The organism is Mixta sp., assembly GCF_024610815.1.
GTDB lineage: Bacteria > Pseudomonadota > Gammaproteobacteria > Enterobacterales > Enterobacteriaceae > Mixta > Mixta calida.
Genome location: NZ_JANION010000042.1, coordinates 1 through 19007 on the forward strand (window position 1 = coordinate 1; position 19007 = coordinate 19007).

A 19007-nucleotide genomic window follows, 5' to 3' on the forward strand; every position below is an offset into this window, starting at 1 on the left:
TCCATTGCCTGCTCGTCCAGCGCCAGCTGCTCGGTAAACTCCGGCAGCATGATGTCCTGCGGACGTAGCTCATATCCTTCCAGCTGCGCCAGCGCACGGTAGAGCGCGTTTTTCAACTGGCGCACGTTGCCCGGCCAGTTATAGCGTGTCAGGAAGGCGTTCAGCTGCGGCGACAGGCGCGGACGCGGCACGCCCTGCTCGTCGGCGAAGCGGGCGACGAACAGCTCGGTCAGCGGCAGAATATCCTGTGGACGATCGCGCAGCGGCGGCAGATTAAGCGTCAGCACGTTCAGACGATAGAAAAGATCCTCGCGGAATTCGCCGCGCTGTACCAGCTCCGTCAGATTGCGCTGGGTGGCGCAGATCACGCGCACATCGACATGCACCTCGTGCTCCTCGCCGACGCGTCGGAAGGTGCCGTCGTTAAGAAAACGCAGCAGCTTGGTCTGCATGCGCGGCGACATTTCGCCAATCTCATCCAGCAGCACCGAACCGCCGTTAGCCTGTTCAAAAAACCCTTTTTTACCTTCCAGCGCGTTGGGATAGGCGCCTGGCGCATGGCCGAACAGCTCGCTTTCCGCCACGTCGTCGGGCAGCGAGGCGCAGTTGAGCGCAAGGAAGGGTTGTTTGCCGCGCGCGCTGCGAAGATGACAGGCGCGCGCCAGCATATCTTTGCCGGTGCCCGTATCACCGACAATCAGCAGCGGCGCATCGAGCATCGCCAGCTTGCGCGCCTGTTCCACCACCTGACGCATTTTCGGACTGACCGCGACGATATGCTGAAACTCGCGGTCGTCGTTGACCGCCAGGTTTTGCAGCTGGCGGCCCATGCGCGCCGTCGATTTCAGCATCACCATCGCGCCGACCGGCAGCGTGGCGCCCTCTTCCTCGGCGGCGTAAACCGGACGCGCCTCCAGCAGGAAGTCGCGCCCCTGGATCACTACGTGCTGCGTCTGCGCCTCTACCCGCTCGCTCTCCAGCCAGCGGGTAAAGTTAAAGCCGCTCACCAGCGTGGCGATGCCGTAGTTGCGGATTTTATGCTCATCCAGACCGAACAGGCTTTGTGCCGCCGGGTTCGCCAGCTCCACTTTGCCCTTCATATCGATAGAGAACACCGGTTCCGGCATGGCGGTCAGCAGCGCGCTCAGCGCGCGATGCTCGCGCTCTGAAGGCATATAGGCGATGGTGCGCACGTCGGTGACGCCGGGAATACGACGAATTTCCGCCATCAGCTGGCTGAACTGCTCAAAGGCGATAGCGGAAAAGTTGAGATAAATACGGCCAATCGGCGCAATTTCAATGCCCCGCAAATCTATGCTGCGCTCCACAAGCAGATCGAGCAGTTCACGGGCGAGACCAATTCGGTCCTGACAAAAGACTTCCAAACGCATTGGGTAGGCCTTATTGAATTTGGTAACAGCGAATCATGAAATAATACGCCAACTTACGAAGAGCCTGAAGCGCTCTGTCAGGATAAGTTGACAGAGCACGGCGTTGCGCAAGGAGTGTAGCGGAAGCGTGAGCGATAATCATGCGCTTCCACCATTTTTTAGAGGGTTATAACATTTTTTTTACTTCATGCAGGACAGCATCGCCGTCAGGCCGCGATTGGTCCATTTTTATACCCTTATGAAAGCGTATCCTTTTTTTCCGTTTTAACGGCGCGCGGCTGTAGACGTGTTTTTAACTGTGCGATCAGATCACGCCGAAAATCGCCGAGCTGCGGGCGGTCATCCAGCCAGGGCAAAGGGCGACACAGCTCCATCGCCTTGATCCCCAGACGCGCGGTCAGCAGGCCGGCGCCGATGCCCTGCGCGGCGCGGGTAGAAAGCCGCGCCGCCAGATCCTGCGACAGCCAGTCCATTCCCACCTCGCGCACCAGTTCCGACGCGCCAGCAAAAGCGATATTCAGCAGCACCAGACGAAACAGGCGCAGACGGCTGAAATAGCCGAGCTGAATGCCGTAAACGCCGGCGATGCGGTTGATCATGCGCAGGTTGCGCCAGGCGATAAAGGCCATATCCACCAGTGCCAGCGGGCTGACGGCGATCATCAGCGTCGCTTCGGCGGCGTTGCGGCCGATTTCGGCGCGCGCCTGACGATCGAGCACCGGCTGAACCAGTTGGGCATAGAGCGCGACCACTTCGCGATCGTTGTGCGTCTCATGCAGGGCCGCCTGCCAGCGCTGTAGCGCCGGGTGCCCCTGATCCAGGCCCGCCTGCCGCGCCAGCTTTTCACAGAACGCTTTGCCGCGTCCGATGCCGTGGCTGTGCAACAGTTCGCGTCCGGTATCACGCTCTTCCGCGCGCTGACGCAGCTGATAAAGATGCCGCCATTCGGTAACCAGCGCGCCGACGCCCGCCAGCACGATCAGCAGGCCTGCCGCGCCAGCGCCAAGCGCAAACCACGCCTGATCGCGCCAGGCGTCCAGCATCCACTGTACGCCCTGCGCCACCGCGCTGGCGGCAAACAGCCCGATGCCAGCCATCACCATACGGCGCCAGATGCTGCGGCGAGGACGCAGCGCGGCCTCCACTACCTGTTCCTCACGCGGCGCTTCCGCCAGCGCATCCTCATCCTGACGCGCGGTAAACAGGCTCTCTTCCGCCGCATCGAAGCGCTGCGCGGGCTTCAGCGCCTGCGCTTTTTCGCTCTCCAGCGGCTGCGCAAAATCGATGCGCGGTTTTAACGGCGGCTGACTCATCGCAATTTATCTCCTAACAAAAATTCCAGCGCGGCGTCCATACGGATATGGGGCAGCGGCCGATCGACATCCAGCGGCTGCGGCCGAAACTGTTCAAAATGAAAACCCTGCCCCTGCCAGAACGCGTTGCCCGGCAGTCGTGACGGCACTTCTCCTGGAAACACCGTCAGCGGCGCGCCGTCATTCAGACGATGGCCGCGCAGCGCAGGGATTTTTTCGCCCTGATGATCCACGATGCCGCTCTGCGTCGCCTGTACCGACGCCAGTCCAATGCAATCCATATTGATGCCTTCGAACGCGGCGTTTTGCCAGGCGTCCTGCACCAGCTGCTGTAACAGCGACACCATATTGGCGTGTTGATCGGCGGTGATATGGTCAGCTTTGGTCGCTGCGAACAACAGCTTATCGATAACCGGGGAAAAGAGACGGCGAAACAGCGTACGCTGGCCGTAGTGGAAGCTTTGCATCAGCTGGGTCAGCGCTAAGCGCATATCGTTGAACGCCTGCGGCCCGCTGTTCAGCGGCTGCAGGCAGTCCACCAGCACAATCTGACGATCGAAGCCCAGGAAGTGATTTTTATAGAATCCCTTAACGATATGCTGGCAATAGTAGTCATAACGCGCCCGCAGCATAGCGATGTTGCTGCCCTTATCCGCCTGCGCCAGACGCGCTTCGCTGACGTCGCCTTCCTGAGGCCAGGGAAAAAACTGTAACGCCGGCGCGCCAGCCATCTCGCCCGGCAAGACGAAACGTCCGGGCTGAATAAAGTGCAGCCCCTCCTGCTTGCAGCGCAACAGCGAAGCGGTCCAGGCGTCGGCAATCGCGGCCAGGCGGTTTTCATCCGCCGGGGCCAGCGGATCGAGACCGTGACAGAGACGACGCCACTCCGCCGCCCATTCCACCCGCTCGCCCTGCAACAGACCATTCATCTGACGCGACCAGCTGAAGTAATCCTGCGCCAGCATCGGCAGATCGAGCAGCCACTCTCCTGGATAATCGACGATTTCCAGCCACAGCGTCGCCGTCTGCTTGAAATGACGCAGCAGCGAATCTTGCGAACGGAAGCGCAGCGCCAGCTGCATTTCGCTGACGCCGCGCGTCGGCGTCGGCCACGCGGGCGGATCGCCATAGAGCTGCGCCAGCCCTTCATCATAGGTAAAACGCTGGACGCCCATATCGCGCTGCGGCACGCGCTTCACGCCCAGCAGTCGCTCTTCGCGCGCCACGGAGAACAGCGGCAGCCGCGCGCCGCCGTGAATATTCAGCAGCTGATTGACCAGCGAGGTAATAAAGGCCGTTTTACCGCTGCGGCTCAGGCCGGTCACCGCCAGCCGCAGATGACGATCTACGCCCCGGTTAACCCATGTCGCCAGTTCATGTTGAATTCTTTTCATCAGGCTCATCCTTGCTGCATTTGCCGCGCCGGGAGAAACCGAGGCGTCCCGGCAGATCGACCATTAGTGTACCGTATGCGGGGAAAAAAGGGCTAACCGACGACGCGCCTGCGCTTTTTCAGCAGGCGAAGCCGGGGCCGGACGCGCCGATCAGCGCGCCGGGGAACGCAGGCGGGAAGCAAGGCGGCTGGCGGCTTTTTTCAACAGCGGCTCCAGCGCAAAGGCGATCAGCAGGCGCAGCGGCTTACGCGCCACCGCCTTTACCGCCCAGCCGCTGATGCCGGCAGGCGCCAGCATCAGGCCATGAATCAATAACTGCTTGCCGGCGCGTTTCAGCGTCGGCGTTGCGCGGATTGCGCGCTGACGAAAATTCGACATAACTCTCCTTACGGACGGCTGGCCGGGTCGCCCCGACACAGCCACATTAAAGCTGACGAAAACGGCTGCGGACGCTGAAGGTTTCCGAAGTGACGTAGCGCTCCAGATGGCGCAGCTTCGTTTCGTTCTGCTTCATCTCATGGCTTAACGCGTCGAGCAGCTCATCGGCGCGCAGCGGCGCGGCTTCGTCCTCGGCATGCGGCGGCATCGGGTCCAGCGCATAGCTGAGAATGATGTAGGCCGCCAGCGTAAACATAAACAGGCCAAACAGCATCGACAGCACCACAATGACGCGAACCAGCGTCACCGGGATTTCAAGATAGTGGGCAATCCCGGCGCAAACGCCTTTTACTTTTCCCTGCTGCGGAATACGCCACAGCTTTTTCCCGCTGAATCGGCTTTTATTCATGGCTGTCTCCATTCTGGATGTTCCGCATCAAGGATCTCTTCCAGCGCCTGGATACGCTCGCGCATACGCCTGGCGTCCTGGGTCAGCTGTTGCAGGCGCTGCATATCGCCTGATGACAGGCTGGCGGCGCCGTTTTGACGATTGCTGTAGTGCAGCCATAACCAGACCGGCGCCACAAACAGCACAAAAATCGTCAGGGGTATGGCAAGAAATAGTGCGCTCATTCTCTCTCCTTGAAGGTGTCGCCCCACGGGCGAAATGGCTAAATACAACGCGGCAGCGCCCTGCGATTCGTGAACAGGGCGTGCTTTCCTTATTCGCTGCGGTTCATTTTAGCTTTCAGCGCCGCCAGCTGCTCGCTGATGGCGTCATCCGCTTTCAGCTCGGCGAACTGCTGATCCAGCGTTTTGCTTTTACCGAAACGATGGCTTTCTGCTTCCGCTTCCATATGATCGATGCGGCGCTCAAAGGACTCGAAACGCGCCATGGCGTCGTCGATTTTGCCGCTGTCGAGCTGACGACGCACGTCGCGGGAAGAAGAAGCCGCCTGATGACGCAGCGTCAGCGCCTGCTGGCGAGCACGGGTTTCGCTCAGTTTTTTCTCCAGCTCGGCGATTTCACCTTTCATGCGCGCCAGGGTTTCGTCAATCTGGCTCACTTCCTGCTGCAAGGACGCCACCAGATCGGTCAGCTTCTGTTTTTCGATCAGCGCTGAACGGGCCAGGTCGTCTTTATCTTTACGCAGCGCCAGCTCGGCTTTTTCCTGCCATTCGTTCTGTTGCAGTTCGCCCTGCTCGATACGACGCAGCAGCTGTTTACGTTCAGCCAGCGCGCGCGCTGAAGTGGAGCGCACTTCAACCAGCGTATCTTCCATTTCCTGAATCATCAGGCGAACCATTTTCTGTGGATCTTCTGCTTTATCCAGCAGCGTGTTGATATTGGCGTTCACGATGTCGGCGAAACGAGAAAAAATACCCATAATTAACTCCTCCAGTGTTTAGCGCTAAATGTCGCTTTCGCTATCTCTTATCCAATAAGCGTGCCAACTTTTAATTCATTGATAATATTGATTTTATAAAATTGACGTTATTGCTCACCTCGGCTAAATTGGTTTTTATCACCAACTGTTGGTCAAATTAACCATGAGCGAAAGCAACGAAAACCTGTTGGGCGAAGCCAATAGCTTTCTTGAGGTGCTGGAACAGGTTTCCCGGCTGGCACCGCTGAACAAGCCGGTGCTGGTGATTGGCGAGCGCGGCACCGGTAAAGAGCTGATCGCCAGCCGCCTGCACTATCTCTCTGACCGCTGGCAGGGGCCGTTTATTTCGCTTAACTGCGCGGCGCTGAATGAAAACCTGCTCGATTCAGAGCTGTTTGGACATGAGGCCGGCGCCTTTACCGGCGCGCGCCAGCGCCATCTGGGACGCTTCGAGCGCGCCGACGGCGGCACGCTGTTTCTTGATGAGCTGGCGACCGCGCCGATGCTGGTACAGGAGAAGCTGCTGCGCGTGATTGAGTATGGTCAGCTGGAGCGCGTGGGCGGCAACCAGTCGTTGCAGGTCAACGTCAGGCTGGTGTGCGCGACCCATGCCGACCTGCCGCAGCTGGCGCAGGAGGGCCGCTTTCGCGCCGACCTGCTCGACAGGCTGGCGTTTGACGTGGTGCAGTTGCCGCCACTGCGCGAGCGCCGCAGCGATATCCTGCTGCTGGCCGACCATTTCGCCATTCAGATGTGCCGCGAGCTGAGGCTGCCGCTGTTCCCCGGCTTTTCCGACGCGGCGCGGCAGACGCTGCTGGATTACGCGTGGCCCGGCAATATCCGCGAACTGAAAAATGTGGTGGAACGGTCGGTGTACCGTCACGCCACGGCGGACGAGGAGCTGGATGAAATTATCATTAATCCTTTCGCGCAACGTTCGTCAACGCCCGCCGCCACGTTGCCGCAGGCGCCGTCGTCACAGGCTGACGCCCTGCCCGCGCTGCCGCTCGATTTACGTCTCTGGCAGCAGCGGCAGGAAAAGGCGCTGATGGAAAAGAGCCTGCGACAGGCGCGCCATAACCAGCGCCGCGCGGCGGAGCTGCTTGGCGTCACCTATCACCAGTGGCGCGCCATGTTGAAAAAGCATGAGATAAATCCTCAGCAGACAGAATAACGTGCGCAGAATTAGCTTATCGGCAGTCGCGCCGCCACAGCCCGGTTGTCGCGACGTTTAAAGCAGGCGTTAAGCGGCTGCTCGATAAAACGCCAGCAGAGAAGACCGGCAATAATCGAGCTCACCAGCAAAACGCACGTAAACAGAACATCGTGATGCGAAAGGCGCAGCATTTTCAGCGCGACGGCGCCGGCCGACAGCGTAAAGGCATGGATCAAATAGAGTGAATAAGAGGCTTCGCCAATCAGCACACATGTTTTTATGCCAGGCACTGACGACTGTTTAATATCATTTTCCAGTCCCACCACGCCGGTAAAGAATAAGAACATCGGTATTCCGCCGCTAATGACCCGGCCAGCCGCGCTATGATATATCCCGGTTTGATTCTGGATGATTAATAACAATAAACCTGACAGCGCCAGCAACGCGCATAATAGTTTCGTAAGGTGTCGATTGTGCGTCATTTTAAACGCCAGCATACCGAGAATAAACTCCAGAATAATGCCGTTGGTTAAAAATTTGGCAGTGGGATGCTGCGGCTGTAACAGCAAGCCGGTGATAAAAATTGCAATAAGCAGCAAGGAGGTCAACACGATGCGTCTTCCCGCACTGCCGGCGATAAGGCAGACGGCAAAAGTCAGATAAAAAAGGAACTCATAACTCAACGTCCAACCGTTATTGACCAGCAGTTTTTTGCCCAGCGGAAACAGCGTCCAGGAGGCAAGGATACTGGTTTCGCCGCCGGAGGCGTTAACCATGGCGGGCGCGACAAGGTAAACCGCCAGCGCAATCGCAGTCATCACCCAGTAGAGCGGGATAATTCTCTTAATACGTCTCTGAATAAATACCCAGGGAACTATTTTCTTCCCCTCCGTGGTATAACACATAATATAGCCAGAAATAATAAAGAAAAGATCGACGCCAAATTCTCCAATATGAAATCCGCTGAGCGCGTTATTATGATACTGGCCGGCTTTAATAGTAATATGATGCATCACCACCATAATGGCCGCCAGCGCGCGCAGCAGTTGTACTGAAATAATAATTCTTTATCCGTAAGCAAAAGTTAAAGATTACCCACCGGAAAACGAAAACAGCCCGGTATTAAATGCAGCGTTAACTTAATGGCGCTTATGGCTACATGACTATCTAAGCTTTGTCTGGCAAAGGACGTTCAGTGAAGTTAATCACATTTCAGGATGGGGATAACCTATGAAACGGCGGGAAAGCGGCCTGAAGATGGCGGAGACAGGGACGATAAAGCCGTGCCGCAGTCGTTTCCTTCTGCGGCACGCTGTGTATTAACCGACTGACTTCAGATCGCCCGCCTGCGGCGATCAGCTGCCTCGGTAGGTGGAAAAACCGTACTGGCTCAGCAGCAGAGTAATATGGTAGTGCTCCTGAGTGTTGGTCACCCTGAAGTTCACCGGCACGTCCGGAAAGAAAGTCTCTTTTTGCTGGCTGTGGAAATAGTCACCGGTATGGAAGGTAACGCGATACTCGCCAGCGGCAAAGTTTTTGCCGTCAGGATAAAAAGCGGGAATACGACCATCCACGTCGGTGGTTTTACTCGCCAGCCGCACCCACTTGCCGCCCTGCTGCTGTTCAAGGTCGACATTCACGCCCTGAGAAGGTTTGCCGGTCTGGGTGTTTAATACGTGTACGCTGATCGGATTGCGCGGTGTTTCTGCAACCGCGTGCTCCATCACGCCCATGCCTGCCAGCAATAAAACCGCTTGAATTTTCATTTGCATCTCCTTTGTGTTTGTCCTGACAGCCTAAGCGCAGGCGCAGGAAAGATCAGGAAATGCGTGTCAGATCTGAAATTTCCCAGAAGTGGGATTAAAAAAAAGCCCGCATCGGCGGGCAAGTCATACTGGAAGCAATGTGAGCAATGTCGTGCCCTCTCCGGTAGAGCCACCGTCGAAGCGCAGAGGAATAATAATCATTCTCAATATCGTTTGTAAACCCTTTTGTTGAGAATTTTTCTCATTCCCACAACGCGCCTGAAGGAATAGTCCCTGAACGGGGTGGAATGGTGGAAAAAACAGCGTCCGTCTCGGCAAATTTTGGGTCAACTTGCAGAGTGCGATACACTCAGCTTGTCTACCCTTGAATGTTGACTTTCTATGCTGAAATTATTATCCGGGCTGTTGTCAGGGCTTGCGCTGCTCGGCGCGGCAGCGCATGCCGCGCCGCCAGAAGATATTCGTAACGGCGGTTTCGTCTACTGCGTCAGCGGCGTCATGAATACCTTCAATCCACAGCTGGCCAGCAGCGGCCTGGTCGTTGATACCCTTTCCGCTCAGCTCTACGACCGCCTGTTGGATGTCGATCCCTATACCTATCGTCTGATCCCTGAACTGGCGGAACGCTGGGAGACGCTGGATAACGGCGCCACCTACCGTTTTCACCTGCGCCGTCACGTTCCGTTCCAGAAAACCGCCTGGTTTACCCCGACCCGCACCATGAACGCGGACGACGTGGTGTTCAGCTTCGCGCGCATATTCGATCGGCAACATCCCTGGCATAACATCAACGGCGGCGATTATCCCTATTTCGACAGCCTGCAATATGCCGATGCGGTAAAAAGCATCAGAAAAATCGACAACGATACCGTCGAAATCCGCCTGAAAGGACCGGACGCCTCGTTTCTCTGGCATCTGGCGACCCACTATGCGCCCGTGCTGTCGGCGGAATATGCCGATCGCCTGGCGGCGCGCGATCGCCAGGAAGAGTTGGATCGCCAGCCGGTCGGCACCGGGCCGTTTATGCTTAACGAGTATCGCGCCGGGCAGTATGTGCGCCTGGAACGCAACCCTGACTACTGGAAAGGCCTGCCGCGCATGCCGCAGGTAGTGATCGATATGGGCGCGGGCGGCACCGGCAGGCTGTCGAAACTGCTGACCGGCGAATGCGATGTGCTCGCCTACCCTGCCGCCAGCCAGTTAACGATTCTGCGCGACGATCCTCGTTTGCGTTTAACGCTGCGTCCGGGCATGAACATCGCTTATCTGGCGTTCAACACGCGCAAAGCGCCGCTCGACCGCGTCGAGGTGCGTCAGGCGCTGGCGCTGGCGATCAATAATGAGCGCCTGATGGAGTCAATCTACTACGGCACTGCGGAAACCGCCGCATCGGTGCTGCCTCGCGCCTCATGGGCCTATGACAGCGAAGCGCGCATTACCGAATATAATCCCGATAAGGCGCGGGAGCAGCTGAAAAAGCTGGGGCTGGAGAATCTGGAGCTGAGCCTCTGGGTGCCGTCGGCGTCGCAGTCGTGGAATCCGAGTCCGCTGAAAACCGCCGAGCTGATTCAGGCCGACCTGGCGCAAATAGGCGTACGCGTCTCTATCGTGTCGGTGGAAGGCCGCTTTCAGGAGGCGCGCCTGATGGAGATGAATCACGATTTAACCCTGACCGGCTGGGCCACCGACAGCAACGACCCGGACAGCTTTTTTCGGCCGCTGCTGAGTTGCGCCGCCATCAATTCTCAGACCAATTACGCGCACTGGTGCAATACTGAATTTGATGCCGAACTGCATCAGGCGCTGCTGTCTCAGCAGCTCGCGGCGCGTATTGAAGGCTACGATCGCGCGCAGCAGATTCTGGCGCGCGAGCTGCCGGTGCTGCCGCTCGCCTCTTCCCTGCGTTTGCAGGCCTACCGGCACGATATTAAAGGCCTGGTGTTAAGTCCGTTTGGCAATGCATCCTTTGCCGGCGTACATCGTGATAACGGCGAGGAGTCGAAACCGTGATTATCTATACGCTGCGTCGTCTGGTGCTGCTGCTGGTGACGCTGTTTCTGTTAACGCTGGTAGCCTTCAGCCTGAGCTATTTCACGCCGCACGCGCCGCTGCAGGGCGCTTCCCTGCTGGACGCCTGGTGGTTCTGGTTTACCGGCGTGCTGCAACTCGATTTCGGCGTCTCCAGCATCAACGGCCAGTCGATCAATTTGCAGCTGCACGAGGTGTTTCCCGCCACGCTGGAACTTTGCATCCTGGCGTTCAGCCTGGCGCTGCTGCTGGGCATTCCGCTGGGCATTATCGCCGGCGTGATGCGCAATAAGTGGCAGGATCGCGCTATTGGCGCCTCCGCCCTGCTCGGCTTCTCGATGCCGGTATTCTGGCTGGCGCTGCTGCTGACCCTCTTTTTCTCGCTCAACCTTGGCTGGCTGCCGGTGAGCGGCCGCATCGACCTGCTGTATCAGCTGAAGCCAGTGACCGGCTTCGCCCTGATTGACGCGTTCATCAGCGATTCGCCCTGGCGCAATGAGATGATCGTCAGCGTCATTTTGCATATGGTGCTGCCGGTCACCGTGCTGGCGGTCGGCCCGACGACCGAAGTAATCCGTCTGCTGCGCAACAGCACCAGCGAGGTTATCGACGCCAACTATGTCAAAGCGGCGGCGACTCGCGGCCTGTCGCGCTTTACGGTAATTCGTCGTCACGTACTGCACAATGCGCTGCCGCCGGTGATCCCGCGGCTGGGATTGCAGTTCGCCACCATGCTGACGCTGGCGATGATCACCGAGGTGGTGTTCAGCTGGCCTGGGCTCGGCCGCTGGCTGGTAAACGCCATTCGTCAACAGGATTATGCCGCGATCTCCGCTGGCGTGATGGTGGTCGGCGGTCTGGTGATTACGGTGAATGTACTGTCAGATATTTTGGGCGCCATGATGACGCCGCTGAAACATAAGGAATGGTATGCCCTTAGATAATATCTACGCCGAGAAGCGCCTGCCCAGCCCCTTTCGTCACATCTGGCGCCTGTTTTACCATGATACCAGCGCCATGGTGGGTTTCTACGGCTTTATCGCGCTGCTGTTTCTCTGCCTGTTCGGCGGCTGGCTGGCACCGTATGGCCTCGATCAGCAGTTTTTGGGCTACCAGCTGCTGCCGCCTTCATGGTCGCGTTATGGCGACGTCTCCTTTTTCCTCGGCACCGACGATTTAGGACGTGATGTGCTGAGTCGTCTGTTAAGCGGCGCGGCGCCGACCGTGGGTTCGGCCATCCTGGTGACGCTGGCGGCGGCGCTGTGCGCGGTCGTGCTGGGCGTGCTGGCGGGTATTACTCACGGCCTGCGATCGGCGGTGATGAACCATATTCTCGATACGCTGCTGTCGATCCCGTCGCTGCTGCTGGCGATTGTGGTGGTCGCCTTTATGGGACCGCGTCTGGAGCATGCGCTGCTGGCGGTCTGGCTGGCGCTGTTGCCGCGCCTGGTGCGCGCGATCTATACCGCCGTGCACGATGAGCTGGAGAAGGATTATATCGTCGCCGCCCGTCTCGACGGTGCCACCAACGGCAACATTCTCCGGCACGCCATTCTGCCTAATATCCTGCCGCTGCTGGTAAGCGAGTTCACGCGCGCGCTGTCGATGGCGATCCTGGATATCGCCGCGCTCGGCTTTCTCGATCTCGGCGCGCAGCTGCCCTCGCCCGAATGGGGCGCAATGCTCGGCGACGCGCTGGAGCTGATCTACGTCGCGCCCTGGACCGTCATGCTGCCCGGCGCGGCCATTATGCTGAGCGTATTAATTATCAACCTGTTAGGCGACGGAATTCGCCGCGCCATCGTGGCGGGAGTGGAATAATGCCGTTACTTGATATCCGTAACCTGACCATCGAATTTATGACCGCCGACGGGCCGGTGAAAGCGGTCGACCGCGTTAACCTGACGCTGAGCGAAGGCGAAATCCGCGGGCTGGTGGGCGAATCGGGCTCCGGTAAGAGTCTGATCGCCAAAGCGATCTGTGGAGTGACCAAAGATAACTGGCGCGTCAGCGCCGATCGGATGCGCTTTAATGACATCGATCTGCTTCGCCTGTCGCCACGCGAGCGCCGCCGCATTATCGGCCACAACGTATCGATGATTTTTCAGGAGCCGCAATCCTGTCTCGACCCATCGGAAAGAGTGGGCCGCCAGATTATGCAGGCGATCCCCGGCTGGACTTACAAAGGGCGCTGGTATCAACGCTTCCGCTGGCGCCACGCGCGCGCTATCGAACTGCTGCATCGCGTCGGCATTAAAGATCATAAGGATATTATGCGCAGCTATCCCTACGAGCTGACCGAAGGGGAATGCCAGAAAGTCATGATCGCTATCGCGCTGGCGAACCAGCCGCGTCTGCTGATCGCCGATGAGCCGACCAACGCCATGGAGCCGACCACTCAGGCGCAAATTTTCCGTCTGCTGAGCCGGCTCAACCAGAATAATAACACCACCATTTTGCTGATTAGCCACGACCTGCGCACCATGAGCCAGTGGGCCAACCGCATCAATGTGCTTTACTGCGGACAGACGGTGGAGACCGCCTCCAGCAGCGATCTGATCAATACGCCGCATCATCCGTATACCCAGGCGCTGATTCGCGCAATGCCCGATTTCGGTAGCGCGCTGCCGCATAAAAGCCGTCTGAACACCTTGCCGGGCGCGATTCCGTCGCTGGAGCATTTGCCTATCGGCTGCCGTCTGGGCCCGCGCTGCCCCTACGCGCAGAAGAAATGCATCGAAACGCCGCGCCTGGCTGGCGCGAAGAATCATCTTTTCGCCTGCCACTTTCCGCTGAATATGGAGAAGCCCTGATGGTTGAGACCCTGCTGGAAGTGCGTAACCTCAGCAAAACTTATCGCTATCGCACCGGGCTGTTTCGACGTCAGCACGTTGAAGCGGTTAAGGATGTCAGCTTTACGCTGCGCGAGCGGCAGACGCTGGCGATCATCGGCGAAAACGGCTCCGGCAAATCGACGCTGGCGAAGATGCTCAGCGGCATGGTGGAGCCGACCGCGGGCGAAATCGTCATTAACGACAGCCCGCTGCACTACGGCGACTACAGTTTTCGCAGTAAGCTTATCCGCATGATTTTTCAGGACCCTTCTACCTCGCTGAATCCGCGTCAGCGCATCGGCCATATTCTCGATTTTCCGCTGCGTCTGAACAGCGATCTCGACGCCCAGGCGCGCGAAAAGCGCATTAACGCCACGCTGCGCCAGGTGGGCCTGTTGCCCGACCACGCTGCCTATTATCCGCATATGCTGGCGCCAGGTCAGAAACAGCGCGTTGGCCTGGCGCGCGCGCTGATCCTGCAACCGAAAGTGATTATCGCCGATGAAGCGATGGCCTCGCTCGATATGTCGATGCGTTCGCAGCTGGTCAACCTGCTGCTGGAACTGCAGAATAAGCACGGGCTTTCCTATATTTTCGTTACTCAGCATCTCGGCATGATGAAGCACATCAGCGATCAGGTACTGGTGATGAGCCAGGGGGAAGTTGTGGAGCGCGGCGGCACCGCCGATGTGCTGGCCGCTCCCCTGCACAACCTGACACGCCGCATGATCGCCAGCCACTTCGGCGAGGCGCTGACGGCGGACGCATGGCGCCGCGATCCGCCGGTTTAAATGCCTGGCCTTATTCACCTGCTGCGGCGCTTTTCGCCAACCGACAGGTCGGATTAACGCTATCTCCAGACTCGTGCTAGAATCGCCGGGTCGATTAACGCGGCTGCGCATTTTTTAAGCTTTGCGGCCGCCAACAACAATGACCATAAGGATTACAGCTATGGGTTTTCTTTCCGGTAAGCGCATTCTGATTACTGGCGTTGCCAGTAAACTCTCCATCGCCTACGGTATTGCACAGGCGATGCACAAACAGGGCGCGGAACTGGCTTTCACCTATCAGAACGATAAACTGAAAGGCCGCGTTGAAGAGTTCGCTAAAGAACTGGGCTCCGATATCGTTCTGCCGTGTGACGTTGCTGAAGATGAGAGCATCAAAGCGCTGTTTACTGAACTGGCAAAAACCTGGCCTAAATTTGACGGTTTCGTTCACTCTATCGGCTTCGCCCCAGGCGATCAGCTGGATGGCGACTATGTGAACGCCGTCACCCGCGAAGGTTTCAAAATCGCGCACGACATCAGCGCCTACAGCTTTGTGGCGATGGCGAAAGAGTGCCGTGCGATGCTGAACCCGAACTCAGCGCTGCTGACCCTGTCTTACCTGGGCGCAGAGCGCGCGATCCCGAACTACAACGTCATGGGTCTGGCGAAAGCGTCTCTGGAAGCGAACGTACGCTACATGGCGAACGCGATGGGTCCGGAAGGCGTGCGCGTCAACGCCGTTTCCGCCGGTCCGATCCGTACCCTGGCGGCGTCCGGCATCAAGGACTTCCGTAAAATGCTGGCGCACTGTGAAGCGGTTACGCCGATCCGTCGCACCGTGACTATCGAAGACGTGGGCAACTCCGCGGCCTTCCTGTGTTCCGACCTGGCTGGCGGCATCACCGGCGAAGTGGTTCACGTTGACGGCGGCTTCAGCATCGCTGCAATGAACGAACTGGAACTGAAATAAGGTTCTTTGGGCGAGGCGTCAGTCTCGCCCGCTTTCCCCCTGCGCTTTTTCTCGCCTCTCACGTTATAGCTTTCCGCTATTTATTATCGCTGAACATTCTTTGATGCCACCTTTCGCTTGTTGCAGGATAGTCCTGCCATTCTGACCCGAATTTACGGCGTTTTCTGCTGTGTTTTAATGCATCGGGTTTGCTCATTTGTGAAAGGAACGCGCATGGAACCACGCCGTTATTCCGGCAACAGCCACTGGTATCATGAAACCCAGGCCAGCTATCGCGCTGAACAGGCGCCCCCGCTTTATCCCGAAGCGGCGCGGGCTGACGATCGTTTTTTACTCGGCCTGCAACAGCAGGGCGACGCCCTGGCCCCGCTGTTTCATCATTTTCGTCAGTCGTTACAGGCGGGACAGGCGCTCAGCCTGCTGCTGCTGCCTGACAGCGTGACGCCGACGCTCACCCACACGCTGACGCTGTACGATAAGCTCGCCACCGCGTTAACGGTGGCGCAGGTCAACAACATCCAGCGACTGTGCAACCACTACGCTGCGCGGCTTAATCCCCTCTCCGGGCCCGACTCGTCGCGCGAAAGCAATAACCGTCTTACGCAGATGACGCAGTTCGCCCGTCAGCTCGCCAGCCAGCCCGCGGTGATCGATGCCGCCGCGCTCCAGCGGCTTGATGAGGTAGGGCTGACCGCGCCTGATATCGTCACAATCTGCCAGATTATCGGCTTTGTCAGCGCTCAGGCGCGCGTGGCGGCTGGCGTGCAGGCGATGATCGGTCTGCCGGTGTGCTGGCTGCCGGGCCTGAATGAGATGATCGATGCGGAAGCGCAGCGCTTTGCTACGCAGCGCGCCTGGCGTCCGCGTTTGCCGCCGCTGGAACGGCGCTACGCCAGCCCACAGCAGCTGGCGGCGATTGAAGCGGCGCAGGAATCATGCGCGCTGACGGAAATGGCCTGGCTGCTCGCATGGGATGAACAGGCGCTGCGCGTCTGGAGCGACTGGCACTCCACCCTGTCGCCCGCAACGGATCTGGAGCGGCTGGCGCAGGCGGTGGCGGCGCGCATCAACGGCAGCACGCTCTGCTTTGAAAGTTATCGCGGTCCGTATGCGGATGAATTACGTCAGGGCGTTGAACATGCGCTGAACGCCTGCCGTCGTGAGCCGTTAATGCAGGCGCTGATCCCGTTCGCCGCCCAGCTGACGCGCGCGCCGGATCGCCTTAGCGCCGCGCATTTGCAGCCGCTACTGGCGCAGGGTGTGTCGCAACAGCAGCTGTTCGCGCTGGTGTTGCGCGTGGCGCTGGCGGGTTGGAATAACCGGCTGGTACAGGCGCTTGGCGAGCATTAACCCTCACTGAGAATGCGCCGCACCTCATCAAAGAAATGCTGCGACAGCGGCGTGGCGCGTCCCGGTTCGGCAATGACCACCGCCGCATGACGCGCCATCGGCGCGATCGCCAGCGGACGCCGGTGCAACGCCGGGTTCATATCAGGCAGCAGGTGCCCCACCGGGGAGATCAGGCAGCCCAGCCCCACCTGTACCCCTTGCAGCAGCTGAAATATTGAGGTGCTCTCCATAATTACGCGCTGTGTCACGCCCGCTTCGCGGAAGCTGGCGTCGAGATAGCGCCGAAAATAGCGGGTTGGCTCCGCCAGGCAGAGCGGCAGCGTAGCGATATCCGTGACGCGCAGCGTGTCATACGCGTCCAGCTCAGGAAAATGGTCGGGATGGTAAACCAGTTCCACGCCGTTATCGGTCAGGGACTCCGCCTGAAAATGCAGCTCGCGCAGTGTCGCCAGTTCAAAAAAGCCGATGCCGACATCCACGGTATGGCTGTTAAGCGCCTCCAGCAGCTGATCGGCGCTGAGCACCGCGATGCGGTAATCAAGCTGCGGATAACGATCGCTGACCATCTTGAGCAGCAGCGGCAGCGAGACGCTGCACTGCGGCACCACGCCGATCCGCAGCGTGCCGTTCACGCCATGCTTCAGCGACTCCACTTCAAGCTTTAGCCCCTGATAAACCGATACGATCTCGCGCGCCCAGGCGAGCACCCTTTCGCCTTCAGCGGTAAAACCATCAAAGTTATTGCTGCGGTTGATCAGCGACAGGCCTAATTCGCGCTCCAGATTCTTCAGGCGCATTGAAAGGGTCGGCTGGCTGACAAAGCTGGCCTCCGCGGCGCGGCCGAAATGACGCTCACGCTCCAGATTGCACAGATAAATAAGTTGTTTTATATCCATAGTTATTATAATTCAGTAAGTTAGGATAGATAAAATCGGGGTGCGTGAAAATTATGTACTCGCAGGCGTACTGACTTAAAATTTAACATGCCTTCCTGATGGGTTATCCGTCGAGCAGAGGGACCTCTGGTCTCTTTATAGCGTGATTATCTTAGCATACTCACTATCTGCCTCCGAGATTGCTGCCATGCAGGCTTTTGCACAAAGCTCTTTGTGCTAACCATGGGACAAAAATAAAACGCCATAGCTGGTCTGAAGACACTGAAAGACCGTTGTTAAAAAGGCGGCCAAAGGCCGCCATCATTCGTTTCGCGCTTAAAACGGTAAAAGTTTACGCATTGAATCTGTAGGTCACCCACTCGGTGCCATTCCAGATGGCGCCCTGCGGATTAGCTGGCACCAGCTCGGTATGATAGGTCAGGCGTTCTCCAGGGTAAGGTTGATAATTTTTACTGATATTCGAACTCAGGTTCATTTCCTTCGCGGCGCTGCCAAATAACTTTTTACCCATTCCATAATGGTTGGCGCCCTCCAGACGCAGAGGCCCTTCTACAGTTGTGCCAGAGAGGATCAACGGCGCATCTTCGCTGTCATCCCGCACGTTGCGAAAAGTCAGCCCCCAGGCTTTGGTATTGGTAGTGCCGCCCTGTAAAAGCGCAACCTTGCGCACCTCATTGCCAATAACCTGTACGTTATCAAGCGTCATTTCCCCATTACCCCAGGTCTGGATAAGCGAACTCGCCAGGCCGCCTGTAAGCGGCGTTTCACCGGTTTCGTACTCCACAAAGCGAATGGTAAGGTTACGAAGCTGAGTGTTGCTGCCGACATCATAAATAACAGGTGCAGTAAAATCGGCTTTCACCAGGAAGGTGTCACCATCACTGACAAAACCCCGAACATTCGGCGTGGTGCCCGTCGTCAGCCATAAGGGATACATTTTGCTGGCGCTGGTGATGCCTGGATAAGCCCCCTCCTGGTTTTTAGGCCATGCATGGAAGGTATTATCACGAGAATGCACCAGGGCATAGGTGTGTTGGGAACGCAGCGCAACAGCGCCATACAGACGGTTCCCGGAGAAAAGAAAATAGCCGCGTCCATCGATAGCAACGACGCCCGCATTGCCCTCGCTGGCGCTGTTCTGGTTGTTGCCAAAAGCAATCAGGAGCAGCTGTTGGCGATTGAGGTTGAGAAAGGGGTAATGACGGCAACTTATTGATAGGTTTTATGTTCAGATAATGCCCGATGACTTTGTCATGCAGCTCCACCGATTTTGAGAACGACAGCGACTTCCGTCCCAGCCGTGCCAGGTGCTGCCTCAGATTCAGGTTATGCCGCTCAATTCGCTGCGTATATCGCTTGCTGATTACGTGCAG

At 58.0% G+C, this 19007-nt stretch carries 20 protein-coding genes and 1 pseudogene; 9 read left to right on the forward strand and 12 right to left on the reverse strand.

What is annotated here, in order from left to right:
* The 7 genes from tyrR to pspA form a co-directional block, all read right to left on the reverse strand.
* Positions 1–1391: transcriptional regulator TyrR (tyrR, locus tag MYY08_RS02365; RefSeq protein ID WP_288012895.1), on the reverse strand; the 1391-nt coding region annotated here is incomplete at its 3' end.
* A gap of 236 nt (positions 1392–1627) precedes the next feature.
* Positions 1628–2704 carry a TIGR01620 family protein gene (locus MYY08_RS02370; RefSeq protein WP_038625991.1) on the reverse strand — a complete coding sequence of 359 codons (1077 nt, stop codon included), beginning with the start codon at positions 2702–2704 and terminating at the stop codon, positions 1628–1630.
* A complete protein-coding gene (locus MYY08_RS02375; protein ID WP_038625989.1) occupies positions 2701–4098 on the reverse strand; it encodes a YcjX family GTP-binding protein in 1398 nt (465 codons plus the stop codon). The genes MYY08_RS02370 and MYY08_RS02375 overlap by 4 nt, the downstream gene beginning before the upstream one ends.
* Positions 4099–4248: 150 nt before the next feature.
* Positions 4249–4476 (reverse strand): phage shock protein PspD, encoded by a 228-nt coding sequence (pspD, locus tag MYY08_RS02380; protein ID WP_038625987.1) that lies wholly within the window; start codon positions 4474–4476, stop codon positions 4249–4251.
* 46 nt (positions 4477–4522) lie between these two features.
* Positions 4523–4885 carry an envelope stress response membrane protein PspC gene (gene pspC / locus MYY08_RS02385; RefSeq protein ID WP_038625985.1) on the reverse strand — a complete coding sequence of 121 codons (363 nt, stop codon included), beginning with the start codon at positions 4883–4885 and terminating at the stop codon, positions 4523–4525.
* Positions 4882–5109: an envelope stress response membrane protein PspB gene (pspB, locus tag MYY08_RS02390; protein ID WP_038625983.1), complete on the reverse strand. Its 228-nt coding sequence runs from the start codon at positions 5107–5109 to the stop codon at positions 4882–4884. Before pspB ends, pspC begins: the two co-directional genes overlap by 4 nt.
* A gap of 89 nt (positions 5110–5198) precedes the next feature.
* Entirely contained in the window at positions 5199–5864 is a 666-nt protein-coding gene (gene pspA / locus MYY08_RS02395) for a phage shock protein PspA (protein WP_038625981.1), read from the reverse strand.
* 163 nt (positions 5865–6027) lie between these two features.
* Here pspA and pspF point away from each other — a divergent pair, with 163 nt between their 5' ends.
* Positions 6028–7038, forward strand: a complete 1011-nt coding sequence (gene pspF, locus MYY08_RS02400) for a phage shock protein operon transcriptional activator (RefSeq protein ID WP_038625979.1) — start codon at positions 6028–6030, stop codon at positions 7036–7038.
* An 11-nt stretch (positions 7039–7049) separates the two neighbouring features.
* Here pspF and MYY08_RS02405 read toward each other — a convergent pair whose 3' ends face one another.
* The gene (locus tag MYY08_RS02405) at positions 7050–8084 is read right to left on the reverse strand and encodes an acyltransferase family protein (protein ID WP_052133892.1); all 1035 of its coding nucleotides are present in this window, start codon (positions 8082–8084) and stop codon (positions 7050–7052) included.
* Positions 8085–8375: 291 nt separating this feature from the next.
* Entirely contained in the window at positions 8376–8786 is a 411-nt protein-coding gene (gene uraH, locus MYY08_RS02410) for a hydroxyisourate hydrolase (protein ID WP_288012905.1), read from the reverse strand.
* A 381-nt stretch (positions 8787–9167) separates the two neighbouring features.
* Between uraH and sapA the strand changes: the two genes are divergently transcribed.
* The 7 genes from sapA to MYY08_RS02445 all read left to right on the forward strand — a co-directional run bounded on the left by sapA (position 9168) and on the right by MYY08_RS02445 (position 16738).
* A complete protein-coding gene (gene sapA / locus MYY08_RS02415; RefSeq protein ID WP_038625975.1) occupies positions 9168–10796 on the forward strand; it encodes an ABC transporter substrate-binding protein SapA in 1629 nt (542 codons plus the stop codon).
* Positions 10793–11758, forward strand: a complete 966-nt coding sequence (sapB, locus tag MYY08_RS02420) for a putrescine export ABC transporter permease SapB (RefSeq protein WP_038625974.1) — start codon at positions 10793–10795, stop codon at positions 11756–11758. Before sapA ends, sapB begins: the two co-directional genes overlap by 4 nt.
* Positions 11745–12635: a putrescine export ABC transporter permease SapC gene (gene sapC, locus MYY08_RS02425; protein ID WP_038625972.1), complete on the forward strand. Its 891-nt coding sequence runs from the start codon at positions 11745–11747 to the stop codon at positions 12633–12635. The genes sapB and sapC overlap by 14 nt, the downstream gene beginning before the upstream one ends.
* Positions 12635–13627, forward strand: coding sequence for a putrescine export ABC transporter ATP-binding protein SapD (sapD, locus tag MYY08_RS02430; protein WP_038625970.1), 993 nt, complete (start codon positions 12635–12637; stop codon positions 13625–13627). The genes sapC and sapD overlap by 1 nt, the downstream gene beginning before the upstream one ends.
* Complete coding sequence (gene sapF, locus MYY08_RS02435) at positions 13627–14439, forward strand: putrescine export ABC transporter ATP-binding protein SapF (protein ID WP_038625968.1); 813 nt, start codon at positions 13627–13629, stop codon at positions 14437–14439. Before sapD ends, sapF begins: the two co-directional genes overlap by 1 nt.
* Positions 14440–14599: 160 nt before the next feature.
* On the forward strand, positions 14600–15388 hold the full coding sequence (fabI, locus tag MYY08_RS02440) for an enoyl-ACP reductase FabI (RefSeq protein ID WP_038625966.1): 789 nt from the start codon (positions 14600–14602) through the stop codon (positions 15386–15388).
* Between the two features lie 213 nt (positions 15389–15601).
* Positions 15602–16738 carry a CMD domain-containing protein gene (locus MYY08_RS02445; RefSeq protein ID WP_038625964.1) on the forward strand — a complete coding sequence of 379 codons (1137 nt, stop codon included), beginning with the start codon at positions 15602–15604 and terminating at the stop codon, positions 16736–16738.
* On the opposite strand, the gene MYY08_RS02450 is transcribed toward MYY08_RS02445, so the two are convergent.
* Both MYY08_RS02450 and MYY08_RS02455 read right to left on the reverse strand, forming a co-directional pair.
* Positions 16735–17634, reverse strand: a complete 900-nt coding sequence (locus MYY08_RS02450) for a LysR family transcriptional regulator (RefSeq protein ID WP_038625962.1) — start codon at positions 17632–17634, stop codon at positions 16735–16737. The genes MYY08_RS02445 and MYY08_RS02450 overlap by 4 nt on opposite strands.
* Positions 17635–17965: 331 nt before the next feature.
* Positions 17966–18652, reverse strand: coding sequence for a hypothetical protein (locus MYY08_RS02455; protein WP_288012915.1), 687 nt, complete (start codon positions 18650–18652; stop codon positions 17966–17968).
* Between the two features lie 12 nt (positions 18653–18664).
* Here MYY08_RS02455 and MYY08_RS02460 point away from each other — a divergent pair, with 12 nt between their 5' ends.
* Positions 18665–18850, forward strand: coding sequence for a hypothetical protein (locus tag MYY08_RS02460; RefSeq protein ID WP_288012919.1), 186 nt, complete (start codon positions 18665–18667; stop codon positions 18848–18850).
* Positions 18851–18854: 4 nt separating this feature from the next.
* On the opposite strand, the pseudogene MYY08_RS02465 reads toward MYY08_RS02460, so the two are convergent.
* A pseudogene (locus MYY08_RS02465) lies at positions 18855–19007 on the reverse strand (IS1 family transposase); the annotation flags it as partial.

Coding starts and splice junctions, on each gene's coding strand:
- MYY08_RS02445 (WP_038625964.1), top strand. CDS start 15,602: ATGGAACCACGCCGTTATTCCGGCAACAGCCACTGGTATCATGAAACC.
- pspC (WP_038625985.1), bottom strand. CDS start 4,885: ATGAATAAAAGCCGATTCAGCGGGAAAAAGCTGTGGCGTATTCCGCAG.
- MYY08_RS02370 (WP_038625991.1), bottom strand. CDS start 2,704: ATGAGTCAGCCGCCGTTAAAACCGCGCATCGATTTTGCGCAGCCGCTG.
- MYY08_RS02375 (WP_038625989.1), bottom strand. CDS start 4,098: ATGAAAAGAATTCAACATGAACTGGCGACATGGGTTAACCGGGGCGTA.
- pspD (WP_038625987.1), bottom strand. CDS start 4,476: ATGTCGAATTTTCGTCAGCGCGCAATCCGCGCAACGCCGACGCTGAAA.
- sapD (WP_038625970.1), top strand. CDS start 12,635: ATGCCGTTACTTGATATCCGTAACCTGACCATCGAATTTATGACCGCC.
- MYY08_RS02450 (WP_038625962.1), bottom strand. CDS start 17,634: ATGGATATAAAACAACTTATTTATCTGTGCAATCTGGAGCGTGAGCGT.
- sapF (WP_038625968.1), top strand. CDS start 13,627: ATGGTTGAGACCCTGCTGGAAGTGCGTAACCTCAGCAAAACTTATCGC.
- pspF (WP_038625979.1), top strand. CDS start 6,028: ATGAGCGAAAGCAACGAAAACCTGTTGGGCGAAGCCAATAGCTTTCTT.
- pspA (WP_038625981.1), bottom strand. CDS start 5,864: ATGGGTATTTTTTCTCGTTTCGCCGACATCGTGAACGCCAATATCAAC.
- fabI (WP_038625966.1), top strand. CDS start 14,600: ATGGGTTTTCTTTCCGGTAAGCGCATTCTGATTACTGGCGTTGCCAGT.
- pspB (WP_038625983.1), bottom strand. CDS start 5,109: ATGAGCGCACTATTTCTTGCCATACCCCTGACGATTTTTGTGCTGTTT.
- uraH (WP_288012905.1), bottom strand. CDS start 8,786: ATGAAAATTCAAGCGGTTTTATTGCTGGCAGGCATGGGCGTGATGGAG.
- sapC (WP_038625972.1), top strand. CDS start 11,745: ATGCCCTTAGATAATATCTACGCCGAGAAGCGCCTGCCCAGCCCCTTT.
- sapA (WP_038625975.1), top strand. CDS start 9,168: ATGCTGAAATTATTATCCGGGCTGTTGTCAGGGCTTGCGCTGCTCGGC.